Genomic DNA, 15,253 nt, shown 5'->3' with positions numbered 1-15,253 from the left:
GGGATGGCGAGCATCGGCGTGCAGCGTAAAGAGCGACAGGACCGGGGGACCGACCCAAGGTTCCTCCTCTACGTCCTCCTTCACACCATCGGTTTTCTGGCTGTGACCGTGCTGATGACGTGGGGGGCGTTCGTCCTCTTCTTCGTCGCGATCGGCGGCTTCAGCCTCGATGGAATGATGCACCAGCTGGCCAACCTATCGAGCCGCTACATCGCGGCCGAGGCTTCGCGCATCGCCGATTTCAAGGTTCTCGTCGCCGTGCTGCACCTCGTTGTGGCCGGTGTGATCATCTTCTTTCGCCGGCACGCCATCGTGCCGCGCGACACATTGAGCCTGGAGCAAGGCGCATGAGCGAACCGACCTGGAATAGTGAAGCTGGCCCCGAGGGCGAGGCTCTTGCCGCCACCGCACCTACATCCGCACCTGCGCCCGTTATCGCCGCTCCCGCAGCGCCGGCAACGGCTTGCGCGAAGCCGCGAAAGACGGTGTTTGCCGGATATACCGCGAGCCAGCTGATCCTTGGTGTCGCGGTGGTCGCGATGCTGATCTGGGGCATGTGGGTGACGCGCACGATCATCACGCCTCCGCAGAAGATCGTGAAGGCCAATCTCTCGAGCATCGTCGGCGACTATGTGCAGGCGCAGGCGCGCAGCGCCAGCCCTCCCCAGGAGGTCGAGGCCGAGATGCGCAAGTTCATGACTTCGCTCGATGGCGAGCTGCAGCGCCGCAGCGCTTCGGGACAGGTGATCCTTGTCGGCGAGGCGGTGCTCTCCAAGGGCGTCGAGGACATCACTCCTGACGTGATGAAGGCGGTCTATGCCTCGGGCGTGAAGCGGCCGGCGCCCGCCTCTGCAGAACAGTTGATGCAGAGCGGCAGCGAAGGACCGATCCCGCAGGTGCCGATCAACCCGCCCGCGCCTCAGGCTGCTGCAGGAGCAAGCGCGTTCGGGCCGATGCCGGAACAGGCCCCCGCAGCTGCGGCGCCGATGGCTGATCCCGCGAGCTTTGGAGGGCCTTATGGCGCAGGCGGTCAGTGAGCCCCTTCCGGTCGAGGCAAAGCCCCGCCGCTGGCGGCCCAACATGCGGCTATGGGGACCGATCGGTCTCCTGATCGCGGGCAGCGCCGTCTATTCCGCAATCTGCGAGTGGCGTGACAGTCACGGTCTTCTCATCAACACTTCGGAATCGCTGCCCAATTGGGCCTTCGTGATCCACAAGACCGCCAAGCCGGAGCGCGGCCAGTACGTTTTCTTCGTGCCGCCCGCTCATCCGCTGGTCGTGCGCCACTTCGGCGCGAAGAAGCAGATGTTCGGCAAGATCGTCTACGGCATGCCGGGGGACATCGTCAGCCATCGCGGCGCCGAAGTGCTGGTGAACGGCAAGGTCGTGGCGCGCATGAAGCCCCGCACCCGCTTTGGTGAGCCGCTTGCTGCCGGACCTGTGGGCGTAATCCCGCCGCAGTGCTACTTCGTTGGCACGCCGCACAAGGACGGCTTCGACAGCCGCTATGCCGCGATCGGTTACGCCTGCGCGAAGAAGATTGTCGGTGTCGGGGAGGCGATCCTGTGAAGCGTCTCCTCGACAACGGTGCCCTCGTCATCCTGTGCTCGCTGACCTTGTCGTCTGCAGGCCAGGCCAGCGATCACGGTGTCGTCGGTCAGACTTTTCCCGTCATCGAGACGGATCTTCTCTCGGTGATCGAGCAGCGCCTTCAGAACCTACAGGCGTCGGGCGGGATCGACCGGATGAATGCCGAGTTCGCGCGGCGCGCCGAGGCCAAGGTTCGTCGGCCGACCCCGGTTGCCGGGATCACGCCGGCAACGCAGGCGCGGATCTGGGCCTTCGATCCCACGATCGTCATCGAGAAGGACGTGAAGGACCAGAAGGGCAACTACGTCGCTCGCGCCGGCCAGACGGTGAACCCGCTGGACTTCGTGTCGATGCACCAGGCCCTCGTCTTCGTCGATGGCGACGACAAGGCGCAGATGGAATGGGCAACCAGCCAGTATTCTGACCTCAAGGCCAAGATCATCCTCGTGTCGGGCTCGCCGATCGAGGAGATGACCGCGCGCAAGCGGCGGTTCTATTTCGATCAGGAGGGCCGCCTGACCGGCAAGTTCGGGGTGCGCCATACGCCCGCCGTCGCCGAGCAGGACGGCAAGGTCATCAAGGTTTCCGAGATCAAGCTGAAGGGGGCAAGCTGATGCCGCTGTGGCTCGACCTGCTGAAGACGCCGATGGCCGCGCCCGAGACGCCTCGCCTCAAGGCCATGCGTCGCACCTTCCAGGGGCTGTGCATCCTTTGCGCGCTGGGTGTCACGTTCATCACGCCGCTGACAGCCCTGCTGGGCAGGCTCGCGCCTGTTGGCATCGCAGCGCTGCTGGTTTCGACGGCCGCCTACACCGCGCTCTACGTCGTTCGAAAGAACCGTGCAGACGAGGCTTGGCTTCTCATGGACCGAAATGATCAGGGGGGCGCACGATGATAACCGCAAAGCAGTATGCGGCCGCGTTTCGATCACCACTTGCATATGGTCTAGTAATTGGGGCCGAGCTTGGCAATCTGCCGTCCAGGGTTTCCTTTAATGGGGTTGCGGTCTGGGTGGGGAACGTTCTGTTCCTCTATGTGCTGGGCGCAACAATGGTTGCCATTGTCAAGGCGCTGCGCCCGTATTTCCCTGGCTTCATCATGGCGGGTTCGAGACTCGAGCGAGTGATTGAATGGTGGGTGGCGACCTTGCTTGTGACGGTTGCCATATTGCCACTCTCCACCGCTCAAGTGCGCGCTATTGGATGCTGGGCCGCTGGCCTCGGCATTATTGCTATCGCCGAGACAGTGAAAATGCGGCGCAGCGGAGGCGTCCAGTGAAGGCGCTGCGCTGCCTCGTCGCGGTCTTCGCGCTTCTCTTCGCCTCGGCTCTGATCGCCCCTTCCGCGCAGGCGCAATCGCGCTGCACCGGCAAGTTCGTGAACCCGATCACCGATGTCTGCTGGTCCTGCCTGTTCCCGCTGTCGATCGGTGGCCTGAGCATCTGGCCAAGCACTCGTCCGGACACCAATAACCCGAGCCTGCCGATCTGCGCTTGTGGCAGCCCGATCCCGCGCATCGGCATCGCCGCCGGCTTCTGGGAGCCGGTTCGCCTTGCGGACGTCTCGGTCAAGCCTTGGTGCTTCGTGAACCTTGGCGGGATGAAGATCGCGCCGGGTTTCGACATTGGCCAGGGCCAGTTCACGGGCCCCTCGCAGGTCGGCGGGCAGGCGCAGAATACGTCCAAGTGGCACGTCCACTGGTACGTCTATCCGCTCCTTTACTGGATGGAGATCCTGACCGACTTCCTCTGCTTCGAGCAGGCCTCCTTCGACATCGCCTACATGACCGAGGTCGATCCGCTCTGGCAGGACGATACGCTGACCACGATCATCAATCCCGAGGTCGTGATCTTCGCCAATCCAATCGCCAAGGCGGCCTGCGCCGGCGATTGCATCGCGGCTACGGCGCGCCTCCCCCTCGATGTGACCTTCTGGTGTGCGGGTTGCCAGGGCTCGATGTACCCGATGAATGGAAACATCTCTTCGTCGATCGGCCATGTTCAGGCTTCGCGCCTCGCCCTTTCGCGCTTCGCCTTCAAGATGCACCGTCAGGGCCTCGCATGGGGGACGATGGGTAGCAAGGGCCTGTGCGACAAGTATCTGATGCCGGTGCTCAAGAAGCAGCAATACCGGATTCAGATGACCAACCCGATCCCGACGGTCAGCGGCAAGATGGGTTGCTCGCCGATCGGCGCTTCGACGCTCCCGCCGCAGACCGGCCGTGCCTACCCCGTCCAGGGCGAGGACATGGGCTACCTCGTGTGGCGCAAGCGTAACTGTTGTGTGCTCTAGGAGACATATCCGATGCGACGCAGAACCATGGTCCTGAGCGCGATTGCGGGCCTAGCTGCCATCGGCGGTATCCAGGCCATCGCCCAGAACATTGACGGCCTCGACCTCGAGGCGGTGCGCAAGCGGGCCGCCGCGATGCAGGAGGATGCCCAGACCTTTGCCGATCACGTCAAGGGTCGCGGCGATGCCTTCCGGGAAGAAGCGCTTGCCGTCCAGCAGCAGGGCACCGACAGCCTGACCGACCTGGCCAAGGCGGATTTGCCGATGAACGGCGATGGCCCGTTCGACTTCGACAAGATCATCCAGGGCGCCTCGCAGAACGTGGCGGGGACCAAGGGTGATGCACCGCAGTTCATCGTCTTTGCGAGCCTCTCGATGCCGCCCAAGGCGCTGCGCCAGCTGATCGCTGACACGTCGAAGGCCGGAGGCATCATCGTCTTTCGCGGCTTCCCGAACAATTCCCTGAAGGCGTTCACCTCCGGGCTCGCCAAGGTGGTCACGGAAAAGGACCAGCTTTCCAATGTCGGGATCGATCCGCGCCTCTTCCGCGCTTTCGATGTGACGGCGGTGCCGACTTACGTTGCGGTTTCCTCCGAGTTCGACCTGTGCGCCGGCCTCAACTGCAAGACGGTGGTGCCCCCGCACGATCGCATGACCGGCAACGTCTCGGTCAATTACGTGCTCGAGTCCTTCGTCGATGGTCATGGCCCTGGTGCCGGCGTTGCCTCGGTAGCGCTACGCAACATGAGCAAGGCCAGCTGAGATGCGGCGGCTCGCCCTTTCCCTGATCCTCCCGATCGCTTTCGCCGGCGCCGGGGCGTTGCTCGCCCAGAGCACGGTTCAGGAGGCGAAGGAGGACGGCAAGAACTTCGCGACGGACATGCGCGCCAATGACGCATTGGTGCCCAGCGAAACCATGCGCGACCAGGTGCCGGGTTATCAGGGGACCGACCTGCCCCAAAGCGGCTACTTCGACGATCCCGACAAGCTGGTGGCCGATGCCGGCGCGCAGGCGAGCAGCAACGAGGCATTCGTCGTCTCGACCGATCGCAACAATACGCGGCCGCAGTTCGACGCTCAGGAGATCCTCGATACCACCCGGCGCGCGACCGAGATCGAGGCGAACCCGGACACCTACCTGCAGGGTGAGCAGATGGGCGGCCAGACCGGCAGCTGCACGCCCCTGCCCCCCGGTGGCGGCAACGTCAGCTACTACGAGGCGACCTGCAATTATGGGTCCAAGCTCGACGAGGTGCCGCGCACTTGCACGTCGAGCCTCAACGTCTCGGTCGAGAACCGGACCCTCTACTATTATCATATGTCGACGATCGGGCCTTACGTCGATCCGGACAGCATGGCCGATGAGATCGCTGCGGGAACGTGCAAGGCGGTAGGAACGGCATCGTACTGCGGCACAATGGCCGAGTATGGGTCTACGGCGGCGGGCAGCTGCAACAGGGATCATGGCAACCAACTCCTTCAGGTGATGGAGTGCTCGGTCCAGGCAACGATCGTCGGTAATCCGCTTCCTTTCAGCGGCAATTATGCCGTCATTTCCCGCACGACAGGACAGCACTGGTTCAGGGTCGATAATTCGGCGCCGGTGATCACAACCAACAAGGTCAACGGCTGCACTGCGCTCGAGAACAATTCGCAATGCGTGGCGCAGAGCGCTGAGGTTTGCACCGACAGCGATCCGCAAACCCGCATCATCAACGGCGTGTCGGTAACGCAGCCTTGCTGGGCGTGGCAGACGAATTATACCTGCAACGAGATCACGCAGGGCAACGACTGCGGCGAGCTCGATGACAAGCCCGAATGCAGTTACGTCCGCGACGAGTGCATCGATGACGAGGACGATCCCGATTACACCCCTGGCGCCTGCAAGGTCAGCCAGAAGGTGTATCGCTGCCCGGTGCCGACGACGCCGGGCAACGATCCTAAGCAATATGTCTGCGGCAACGACGTCTATTGCATCAACGGGGATTGCGAAACGATCGAGCGAGAGGCTTCGACCGAGTTCAAGGATGCGCTGGTTGCGCTGCATGCGCTGGGCCAGGCCGGGGAGGAGTTCGACGAAGAGAACTTCACCGTCTTCTCCGGGACACGCGAAACCTGCCACAAGCCGGTTTTCGGTCTGGTCAATTGCTGCGCCGGCAAGACGTCGGGCCTGCTGACCGCTGGCGCCGGTGCTGCTGCCCTGGCCGGTGGGCCGACGGCCATTGCTGCGCTCGCCACCCCGTTCCTCACCATGTTCCTGTGCTCGACCGAGGAGAAGATGCTCGACATCAAGGATCGCATGGGTTTCTGCCACAAGGTCGGCACCTATTGCTCCTCGAGCGTCCTCGGGATCTGCAAGACCAAGCGCACGGCCTATTGCTGCTTTGAAAGCAAGCTCTCGCGCATCCTTCAGGAGCAGGGCCGCCCCCAGCTGAACAAGCCTTGGGGCAAGCCCAAGAAGGAACAGTGCGAGGGTTTCACCATCGACGAGTTTTCGCGCCTCGATCTGTCCGTCATGGACTTCACCGAGGTTTATTCCGAGTTCGTGGACGCCGCCAAGCTGCCAGACGAAGTCAGCACGCTCAGCGAAATCCAGGACAAGATCCAGGACTACTATGACATCCACACCAGCCAATGACGCCGGCGGCGCTGGCACCTGCGTGCCATGCCTGATCGATATGAGCGTTCTCGACCTTGCGATCTTCATGCGGGTCCACCGCGTCAGCAAGGTCACGCCTGCAGGCGAGGTTTCCGCGACGATCGGACACTGGTTCGATTGCCATATCGACCCTTTCGAGATCGAGCAGCGGTTCCGCGCGATGATCGAGAAGGGCTGGCTCGTTCGCCGGACGGGCGGTGTTCGCCCGACGCTCGACGGGCGACGGCACGGCCGCACACACCTGCGCGGTCTGGTTCGGATGATGGATCAGGGCACGAGCATGCTCGACGTGGCCCGAATGATGTCCGTCCTGGGCATCGCAATGCAGGAACTGGATGGGGAGCACTCAGTCGATGATGACCAATGAGCGTGACGCACTGGAGATCCGCCCAAGTGGCAGCGCTGACAGGTTGCCCGGGCGCATTGCCCGCCTTGGTGCGATTCTGTTGGCTCTTGCCCCTGCCCTTCCCCTGCCGGTGCTCGCCGCCCCGCAGGATGCCGGGCTCGAGGCAGGCGAGGACAACGATGACTTCTATTGCCGCGAGCGCAAGTTGGGGCAGTGGTTCTATTGCGAGAAGCCCAAGCCGAAACCGAGCGAACAGATGGCGGCCGAACCGGCGCAGTCTGCCAGCGAGCGGATCGCCGCGATCGCAAGGCAACTGGACGAGTTGAAGGCCCGCGCCATCCTCGAGCCGAGCGAAGAGAACGTGATCGCCTATGTGCGCTTCCAGCGCGAGCAGCTCGATCGCGCCTCCACCTTCTCCGACACCTGGCAGCGCGCCCTGTGGCAGAACCCGGACATCGACTACACGCTGCAGCGGCCTGTCTCGACGGTCGCCAAGCGGGCGTGGACCGACAATCGCACCGCCGATCGCGGCCAAGTGCTTGCGCATCTCGGCCAGCGCTATGGTATGTTCTACTTCTTCGCGCAGAGCTGCGGCGCCTGTGAGATTTTCGCGCCGATCCTGCGCTCGGTTGCGGACAGCCATGGGCTGGCCGTCATGGCCGTCTCGATGGATGGCGGCCCGAGCAAGGACTTCCCGAATTACGTCGTCGATTCCGGTCAACGCGAACGAATGGGCGTGCCGGGTAACGCGACGCCGGCGCTGGTCCTCTTCGATACCGCCACCAAAAAGACCGTCCCGATCGGCTTCGGCATCCTCTCGGCCGACGAGATCATGGACCGGATCTTCATGCTCACCAACACCAAGGTCGGGAGTGACTACTGATGGCCGAGCTTCCCCCCTTCCCTCGCGCCAATCGCCTGGCCTCCCCCCGCTTCCGCGCCTTTCGCAGGCGGCTCGCCGTCGCTGCCCTCAGCCTCGGGGCCGGGAGCATGGTGCCGATCGGCATCGCGCGCGCGGACATCGCCAGCTCGATGAACTCGTTCTTCAACGACGCCGGCGGCGCTGCCAACGTGACCGGCCCGACCGCCTATCAAGGCCAGTCGGCGGGCTACTACTCGCTTGGCAATGCATGGACCCGTTTCCCGCAAAAGAGCGTGTCGCCGTTCAACCTCCAGCTGCCGAGCGCCCGCGCTGGTTGCGGCGGCATCGATCTGTTCACCGGTTCATTCTCGTTCATCAACGCCTCTGAGATGGTGGCGATGCTGAAAGCGACCGCCAACAATGCCCTCGGCTTCGCCTTCAAGCTGGCGATCGACAGCGTCTCGCCCGAAATCGGCAAGATCATGGGTGAGTTCCAGCAAGCCGCCCAGCAGATGAACCAGATGAACATCTCGTCGTGCGAGGCGGCGCAGGGCCTCGTCGGTGCAGTCTGGCCCAAGATGCAGGGTGCGCGCTCGACGATCTGTACCGCCGTGGGCAACAGCCAGGGCGTATTCTCGGATTGGGCGCGTTCGCGCCAGGGCTGCGGTGCCGACGGCCAGATCGACGATGTGCTCTCGGGTAACAACGACCCGAACATGAACGAGCATATCCCGGGCGAGCCGCGCAATTACACCTGGGAGGCCCTGAAGCGGTCCCAGAAGTTCGGTGCCTTCGACGCCGAGTTTTCCGAATACCTGATGACCGTCGTCGGCACGATCATCGTCAACAAGGCCGAGGGCAGCAATCCTGCCTCGATCCAGTATATCGGCCCCGCCGAGGATGCGGTTGTGACGGCGCTCCTCGATGGCACGCAGACCGGCAACACGGCCAAAATCCTGACCTGTACGGACGATGACAAGTGCCTGCAGGTGTCGGAGCAGAACCTCTCGATCCCGACGAATGTCGCGCTGCGCCCTCGCATCAAGACCATGATCATCTCGATGCGGGACAAGATCCGTAGCGATGCCGCGCTATCGGGGGCTGAACAGCAGCTTTTGGCGCTGACCACCGTGCCGCTCTACAAGTTGCTGGCCGTCGAGGCGATGGCCCATGGCGGCTACATCGATGGCGACCTCGACGCTCTCGCCGAGATTGTCGCCGTCAATCTTCTGAGTTCGATGATCGAAAACATGCTCGATCGCGTGACGCAGTCTCAGGTCCATTTTCAGCCAGCAGACCAGTCAACGGCGGAAACCTGGCGCAAGCAGCTGGGCGAGGCTCGCGCCAAGTATGCGGAGCGGGACGTGAAGGTGAAGAACACGCTCAACATCACAATCTCGCTCATCAACAAGTCGATAATGCTGGAATCGACATTGCAGAATGCCATGTCGCCGGGGATGGCGGCCGCGCTGAATTTCTCGCGTGGTCTCAACGTCCAGGGGCTCAACTAAGCGGGAGGTAGGGCCATGGTCGAGGTTTTCACGATCGGCGGCGGGGAATACATCGTCAACACGTTCAACGCCGTTGCTGCCTGGACGGGCGGTGGCGGCTATGGATCGCTGATCAAGGTGGTGATGGTCATCGGCCTGATCTACGCCCTTCTCTCCGTGGCATTCACCCTCAATTTCCGCGTGTGGCTCAACTGGTTCCTCGGTTCGACCCTGATCTATTCCTGTCTGATGGTCCCGACCGTCGACGTGAAGGTGACGGATCGGATCAACCCGTCGCTCGCGCCGGCTACGGTCGCGAATGTTCCGCTCGGGCTCGGTGTGATCGCCAGCTTCTCGAGCCAGGTGGGCGATTGGCTCACACGCACGGCCGAGACCGTGTTCACGATGCCGAGCCAGCTCAATTATTCCAACAACGGCATGATCTATGGATCACGGCTGTTCGATGCGACCCGCAATTTCCAGATCCGCGATGCCGAGTTCGCGACCAACCTGCAGAACCACTACAAGAACTGCGTGTTCGGCGACGTGCTGCTGAACTTCAAGTCGCTGACGGATCTTGCGAGCAGCACCGACCTTTGGGCATCGATCGGGCCCGGCTCGCCTGCGCGATCGCAAGTCTGGCTTCAGAAAGAGGCTGGCGGGTCCGTCAGTAACACCATCATCACTTGCCAGGCGGCCTATCAGGCGCTGACAGGGCAATGGAACACTATCATCGATGCTTCGACGCCGCTTTGGGGGCGTCAGACCTACACGAACCTCAGCGAGACGGCCGCGGCCGCGAAGCTACGGCAAGACGTCCCGATCGTGAACCAGACCTTCACCGGATCGTCGAGCGATTACACATCTGCGATGCGGCAGACCACGGCGATCAACGCCTTCATGCAGGCTCGCGATGCCATGGGAGGAAGTGCCGGCAGCGCGTCGATGGATGCCTTTGCTGCGACGCGCGCCGACATCCAGGCTCGCAACACCTACAACTCGATTGCCATGCAGGCGATGTCGTGGGTGCCGATCCTCAACATCGTGCTCACCGTCGTCTTCTACGCCATGTTCCCGGTGATCTTCCCCCTCTTCCTTATGCCGCAGACCGGGGTCCAGGCGCTCAAGGGGTATGTGACGGGGTTCTTCTACCTCGCCGCCTGGGGACCGCTCTACGTCATTTTGCATATGATCTGCATGACGCGGGGAGAGAGCGCATCGAACGCCGTCGCTGAAGGCGGGATAACCCTCTCGAGTTATGCTGGCATCGGGGCCGTGAACGCCGAGACGGCGACGATCGCCGGCTTCATGCTCATGAGCGTGCCGTTCATTGCGGCGGGTCTGGCGCGCGGTGCCATGAGCATTTCCGGGCAGGCGACATCGATCCTGGCGCCGGCGCAGAACGCCGCCGAGGCGGCGGCCGTCGAGCAGACTACCGGAAATTATTCCTACGGGAATACCAGCTTTGCAAACCTCACCTCGAACATGCGGCAGAGCAACCAGTGGTCCGATGCACCGACGTTTTCGACGGGGGCGTCCGCCTTCACAGTAAGAGGGTCTAACGGCTCGACAGACACATATATGGAGAATGGCGCGATCGTCACCGATACGACCGGAGCCATCTCGAAACTACCGATGTCAGTGAGCCTAGGCACTGGATTTGCAGCGGAAAATCGCCAAGCGGCATCCAGCTACATGAGGGCCGCAGAGTCTCTGGAAAATTCGGCAGCGCGAATCAGAACGGCTACGTCGACCGATCGAACCGCCCATGGCACATCTACCGAAACATCATCTGGATCGGACCACAGCAGTCGAACAACATCTGGGACCAATTCGGAGAAATTCGACCGCAATTCGTCGTCCGAGTTCGACGGGCTGGAAAATCGCGATAGTATCGGCTCTACCGATCGCATTCAGGCCGGTGTCGGCCATCAATCGACGTTGAATGATATATTCTCGACCAAAGTTGGCGCTGGGATGGGAGGCGGTGGCGGTGGCGGTGGCGGTGGCGGTGGCGGTGGCGGGTCAGTTGCTGCTGGAAAGCGGAAATTGCCAATTCCGAGCGCTACGATCGGCGCGGAAAAAACAAATAATATCCAGCAGTCTAATAACCTTCACTACAATACAGATCATTCCCGTTCTCGCGATAGCAGCATGGCGGCAACTGATGGTGTTCGAGATGAACACTCGAATGGTACCAACTTGTCGGCACGGGAGGGAACCGAAGACGGCAGCGGAACCTTTAGCCGAAGCTCGCGCTCAAGCACGTCCTCACAAAGTCACGAAGAAGCATTGTCTCTTGCAAACTCATTTGAGGCACGGGCTCGCGAGTTTAGAGAGAAAGCGCAGCAGCTCTCGCAGGACGCCAGCTATGCCGAAACTCATAATTTGCAGATGAGTGAGAACCTGTCTCAGGAACTCCAGCAATGGTATCGCCACCAAGAGTCGATAAACCCATCCCTGAATGCTCCAGGGTTGAACGAGGTCGTGCTGAACGCTACGCAGCGGCAAGCGCGGGATTCACTCATTGCAAAGTTCTTCGAGCAGCGCAGGGAGGCAATTTACGAGGAAATCGCTCCGTATTTGAAAGAGCCTGAACTTGCGCAAAACCTCACCGCACCGACTATTCAGGATGCTGCAGATGTTACCGCCAGTTATCACCCTTCAGGTCTCAAACCCACTGTTAACCTGGGGAGCCAAAGTGATGGATCGGCGGTAGCCGATCAGATCAGCGCCGGCAGGTCACAAATTGAAGCAACATCTGCAGCCAAGAGAGCTGGACGAACTCAAAGTGTGATTGCCGGGTCCGATCTGCAGCGTGAAGTTGATCAAGCATTGGATAAGGACTACTTCCGCGATCCCAAGCTTAGAAAATGATCGACAGCAGCCATCCGAGAAATGCGAGAAGCATGACTGCGTTGAGGAGAAGGGCAATCTTCACGGCAGGACTTGGCGGCCCGTAAAATTCCAACGCAGTCGCAGAATCATCATCGGACGATGGCGTCCAATCAGTCATCTCCGGTACGAAGATTGGACCGTTTGGATTGTTCAATGTCGCGGTATAGATATTCAGATCGAAACTCATTGGACCTTCCTCCAAGCGGAGGATAGCATAACGAGAACATCATGGCAACAAACCCAAGAAATCGGTCTGCCGGGATAGGTAGATACAGCGATGATCCGATTGGCTACTGCGCGCTCGGATTCTCGTGGCTGATTGTCTCGGCGCTAGGGCTTCTTCCGCTCGCGGAAGCTTCTTTACATCGTTCTCCCTCGATCGCTGCCCCCATTGTCGTCGCTTTCTTCATCGCGTTTGGCAGCGGTGCAATCCTACGGAGAAAGTATTCATGGGTGGGCGTCGCCCTGCACATCTACAGTCAGATAGCGATTTGGCTTTCGCTTTTTTGCGCATCACTGACGATGGTTCTGATCTGGCTGGCGCCTCAATGAGCCAAACGCTTTGGCAAACCACTTGAACCTAAAGTCCGGTCGTTCCTAGGATCACTCGTTTCAAGCCTACCGATTGCGCGTCGGAAAAACAGGCCCGCGCACGCTCATACTGCGGGCCTCGTAGGGTCGCTGAAGGGCAGCAATATCGTCGTAGGAGCCGCGCAACCAGGTATCGACATCCTTGGGATCGAGGATCGTGATCATCGCTTTGGGATGGATCGGCGCCACCAGGTCGTTGGCATCGCATGTCACCATGGCGAACCCGTTTCCCTTTTCGGTGGTTTGCCAAAGGCCCGCCACAGCGAACACGGGTTGATTGGTCACTGAGAACCACATCTCGCCCTTCAGCGGTGGCTTGCCATCGGCAAGGTCGTGCTTGTCTGGCGTGAACTCACAAAACTCGGTGAGTGGGACAATGCACCGGTTGCCGGGCTTCTCGGCAAGCACGCGCCACTGTGGCAGCGCCAGCTTGCGCACGTTGGTCATCGGCCAAGGTGCCTTACCGCCCAGCACATCCCACGTCATCACGTCCCAGGCACGCTGGCCTGCGTCCTCGCGAATTACGTAGCAGCGCCCCTTGGGCCGCAACTCCTGCGGATCGAACCGGTTGTCGCGCGGCCGAGCGCTGAATAGTTTCGCAGCCGAGCCAAATAGAGTCTCCGGCTCGTTCTTCAGGCGTGCACGGTTACACATGGCCGATTCCTTGGCTTGGCTTTAGCGCGCGACGGGCACTTGGTCGATGCGCGTGGTCCATGACGGGCTTTTGAAGGTCCGTTTGGTATCGTACGATTTGGCGCCCATACCTTCGGAGGCGAGGCGCAGCGTATTACGCCCGAACCTGTCGTTGATGCCGTCAAGCGCGGCTAGCAAGGCAGGCGAACGGGGATCAGGCGCAGCAAAGAGATCGTGCTGCGCTCCTGATTCCGCTTCAAGACCTTCCAGCATTACGCCGCATTTGGTGTAGACCGCGCCCTGCTCGAACATCGCTTCGGCCATGCGCGCTGCGGTTCCAGCAATAACGCGCGGATCGTTGGTGGAGGGCGAAAGCCGTGCCACCTTGGAGGCCGACGGTGCATTAGGCTTGAACCGGCTTCCGTGCGCGAATGCGAACAACCGGCAAGCCTGAAGTTTTTGAGCGCGGATTTTCTCGGCCGCGCGTACAGCCCTTCGCACCATCGCTTCACGCAGTACCTCGCGATCGTGGACCGGATCTCCGAACGTGCGCGTCACCGCCGTAGACTTCAGTGCTTCCGGCTCAGGTTGGAAGTCACTGCATTCGACGCCGTTCAACTCGCGCACTAAGCGCTCGAGCACGACAGTCCCGACGTCACGAGCGATGTCAGGGTGCATCGCTGCAAGATCGGCCGTCGTGCGGATGCCGAGCGGGTGCAGCCGTTTTGCCATAGCCTTGCCGATACCCCACACCTCCTCGATTGGCCATTTGGCGAACATGCGCCGGCGCAGCCCCTCGTCGTGCAGGTCGATGACGCCGTTCCAGACTTTCTCGGACGCCTTCGCCAAAGCGTTGGCGACCTTGCTTAGGGTCCGTGTCGGACCAAGCCCAATCCGAGTCGGCAGCCCAACATGTAGTTTGATAGTCGCGCGAATGCGCTGCGCCTGCTCGACATCACCAAGGCCACAAGGTAAAACTGGTAGATGGAAGAACGATTCGTCGATTGAATATATCTCGACGGTATCGCTGAACTCGGAGAGCACCATATTGAAGCGCCGATTCATATCCGAGTAAAGCTCGTACGAACTCGATCGATATTGCACGCCATGCCGCTTCACGATGTCGCGAATCTTGAACATGGGTGCCCCCATCGAAATATGAAGCGCCTTGGCTTCTGCCGATCTCGCGATGGCGCATCCGTCGCCATTCGATAATACTATCAGCGGCACATTGCGCAGCGTGGGATCGAAGACCCGCTCGGCCGAGCAGTAGAAGTTCTCGATATCGACAATGGCCCAGCTCATGACGGATCAGGCCTGAAGGTTGCGGACGCTGGCGCGGACCACGCCCCACACCTCGACGCTCTCATCCGCGACGACAGGGTCATAGTGCATGCGACTGTTGCGCGCCTCGAGCGTTGGCACGCCATTGCGGACGCAGAGCTGGCGGACGACGAAGCCGCCATCGACGACGGCGATGACGATGCGGCCGTTCACCGGCTTCGCATCACGATCGACCACCAACACGTCGGAATCGAACAGGCCCGCATCGAGCATGGATTGTCCGCTGACACGGAACACGAAGCTGGCGGCGCGATCGAGGCGCAGCAAGTCAACGAGGTTAATCGCGGATTCCTCCCAGTCCTGGGCGGGGCTGGGAAAGCCCGCGCCGGCCGCGCCGACAACCTTAAGTTGCACGGGCCGAGGGAGGTCGCTGAGGGGAATCGGCGTGGACGGGGGTATGGCAAGAGTGGTGGACATTGGTCGCTCATACCGCAAAAATGAACACGAAGGGAACATAGCAAAAACACAACACGTACATTGCGCTTCGATCACGCTCGCGGACAGTTTATGTGCGCGCGACCGATCCGCCAGGAAACCGCTGGCTGTATC

General features: G+C 61.3%; 18 protein-coding genes. 14 read left to right on the top strand and 4 right to left on the bottom strand.

Features of this window, described 5'->3' with window-relative positions:
• Nucleotides 1–3 precede the first annotated feature (3 nt).
• From ACFFDA_RS10415 to ACFFDA_RS10355, 13 genes are all read left to right on the top strand, one after another.
• Nucleotides 4–351: a hypothetical protein gene (locus ACFFDA_RS10415; RefSeq protein ID WP_404479054.1), complete on the top strand. Its 348-nt coding sequence runs from the start codon at nt 4–6 to the stop codon at nt 349–351.
• A complete protein-coding gene (locus tag ACFFDA_RS10410) occupies nt 348–1,037 on the top strand; it encodes a type-F conjugative transfer system protein TrbI (protein ID WP_404479053.1) in 690 nt (229 codons plus the stop codon). The genes ACFFDA_RS10415 and ACFFDA_RS10410 overlap by 4 nt, the downstream gene beginning before the upstream one ends.
• Nucleotides 1,018–1,569: a S26 family signal peptidase gene (locus ACFFDA_RS10405; RefSeq protein ID WP_404479052.1), complete on the top strand. Its 552-nt coding sequence runs from the start codon at nt 1,018–1,020 to the stop codon at nt 1,567–1,569. Before ACFFDA_RS10410 ends, ACFFDA_RS10405 begins: the two co-directional genes overlap by 20 nt.
• Nucleotides 1,566–2,204 carry a type-F conjugative transfer system protein TraW gene (gene traW / locus ACFFDA_RS10400; protein WP_404479051.1) on the top strand — a complete coding sequence of 213 codons (639 nt, stop codon included), beginning with the start codon at nt 1,566–1,568 and terminating at the stop codon, nt 2,202–2,204. The genes ACFFDA_RS10405 and traW overlap by 4 nt, the downstream gene beginning before the upstream one ends.
• A complete protein-coding gene (locus ACFFDA_RS10395; protein ID WP_404479050.1) occupies nt 2,204–2,485 on the top strand; it encodes a hypothetical protein in 282 nt (93 codons plus the stop codon). The genes traW and ACFFDA_RS10395 overlap by 1 nt, the downstream gene beginning before the upstream one ends.
• On the top strand, nt 2,482–2,868 hold the full coding sequence (locus ACFFDA_RS10390) for a hypothetical protein (protein WP_404479049.1): 387 nt from the start codon (nt 2,482–2,484) through the stop codon (nt 2,866–2,868). The genes ACFFDA_RS10395 and ACFFDA_RS10390 overlap by 4 nt, the downstream gene beginning before the upstream one ends.
• Nucleotides 2,865–3,881 carry a conjugal transfer pilus assembly protein TraU gene (gene traU / locus ACFFDA_RS10385; protein WP_404479048.1) on the top strand — a complete coding sequence of 339 codons (1,017 nt, stop codon included), beginning with the start codon at nt 2,865–2,867 and terminating at the stop codon, nt 3,879–3,881. The genes ACFFDA_RS10390 and traU overlap by 4 nt, the downstream gene beginning before the upstream one ends.
• A 12-nt stretch (nt 3,882–3,893) precedes the next feature.
• Nucleotides 3,894–4,643: a type-F conjugative transfer system pilin assembly protein TrbC gene (gene trbC / locus ACFFDA_RS10380; protein ID WP_404479047.1), complete on the top strand. Its 750-nt coding sequence runs from the start codon at nt 3,894–3,896 to the stop codon at nt 4,641–4,643.
• Nucleotide 4,644: 1 nt separating this feature from the next.
• Nucleotides 4,645–6,519, top strand: coding sequence for a conjugal transfer protein TraN (locus ACFFDA_RS10375; RefSeq protein WP_404479046.1), 1,875 nt, complete (start codon nt 4,645–4,647; stop codon nt 6,517–6,519).
• 40 nt (nt 6,520–6,559) lie between these two features.
• Nucleotides 6,560–6,907, top strand: coding sequence for a hypothetical protein (locus tag ACFFDA_RS10370; protein ID WP_037518117.1), 348 nt, complete (start codon nt 6,560–6,562; stop codon nt 6,905–6,907).
• A gap of 73 nt (nt 6,908–6,980) precedes the next feature.
• The gene (locus ACFFDA_RS10365; RefSeq protein WP_404479234.1) at nt 6,981–7,769 is read left to right on the top strand and encodes a conjugal transfer protein TraF; all 789 of its coding nucleotides are present in this window, start codon (nt 6,981–6,983) and stop codon (nt 7,767–7,769) included.
• The gene (locus tag ACFFDA_RS10360; RefSeq protein ID WP_404479045.1) at nt 7,769–9,259 is read left to right on the top strand and encodes a conjugal transfer protein TraH; all 1,491 of its coding nucleotides are present in this window, start codon (nt 7,769–7,771) and stop codon (nt 9,257–9,259) included. The genes ACFFDA_RS10365 and ACFFDA_RS10360 overlap by 1 nt, the downstream gene beginning before the upstream one ends.
• 15 nt (nt 9,260–9,274) lie before the next feature.
• A complete protein-coding gene (locus tag ACFFDA_RS10355; RefSeq protein WP_404479044.1) occupies nt 9,275–12,115 on the top strand; it encodes a conjugal transfer protein TraG N-terminal domain-containing protein in 2,841 nt (946 codons plus the stop codon).
• Here ACFFDA_RS10355 and ACFFDA_RS10350 read toward each other — a convergent pair.
• Entirely contained in the window at nt 12,105–12,323 is a 219-nt protein-coding gene (locus tag ACFFDA_RS10350; RefSeq protein WP_008828778.1) for a hypothetical protein, read from the bottom strand. The genes ACFFDA_RS10355 and ACFFDA_RS10350 overlap by 11 nt on opposite strands.
• Nucleotides 12,324–12,364: 41 nt before the next feature.
• On the opposite strand from ACFFDA_RS10350, the gene ACFFDA_RS10345 reads away from it, so the two are divergent.
• Nucleotides 12,365–12,688: a hypothetical protein gene (locus ACFFDA_RS10345; protein ID WP_404479042.1), complete on the top strand. Its 324-nt coding sequence runs from the start codon at nt 12,365–12,367 to the stop codon at nt 12,686–12,688.
• 66 nt (nt 12,689–12,754) lie between these two features.
• On the opposite strand, the gene ACFFDA_RS10340 is transcribed toward ACFFDA_RS10345, so the two are convergent.
• Genes ACFFDA_RS10340 through ACFFDA_RS10330 form a run of 3 tightly spaced genes read right to left on the bottom strand, consistent with a single transcriptional unit; the run spans nt 12,755 to nt 15,121 of the window.
• The gene (locus tag ACFFDA_RS10340) at nt 12,755–13,381 is read right to left on the bottom strand and encodes an SOS response-associated peptidase family protein (RefSeq protein WP_008828777.1); all 627 of its coding nucleotides are present in this window, start codon (nt 13,379–13,381) and stop codon (nt 12,755–12,757) included.
• 21 nt (nt 13,382–13,402) lie between these two features.
• Nucleotides 13,403–14,665 (bottom strand): Y-family DNA polymerase, encoded by a 1,263-nt coding sequence (locus tag ACFFDA_RS10335; RefSeq protein ID WP_404479041.1) that lies wholly within the window; start codon nt 14,663–14,665, stop codon nt 13,403–13,405.
• A 6-nt stretch (nt 14,666–14,671) separates the two neighbouring features.
• Nucleotides 14,672–15,121: a LexA family protein gene (locus tag ACFFDA_RS10330; protein ID WP_404479040.1), complete on the bottom strand. Its 450-nt coding sequence runs from the start codon at nt 15,119–15,121 to the stop codon at nt 14,672–14,674.
• Nucleotides 15,122–15,253: the final 132 nt, after the last annotated feature.

Origin of the sequence: Novosphingobium sp. BL-52-GroH (genome assembly GCF_044813085.1) — a bacterium.
In the GTDB taxonomy this organism is placed as follows: Bacteria; Pseudomonadota; Alphaproteobacteria; order Sphingomonadales; family Sphingomonadaceae; genus Novosphingobium.
This window is presented reverse-complemented; position numbering and strand designations above follow the sequence as displayed.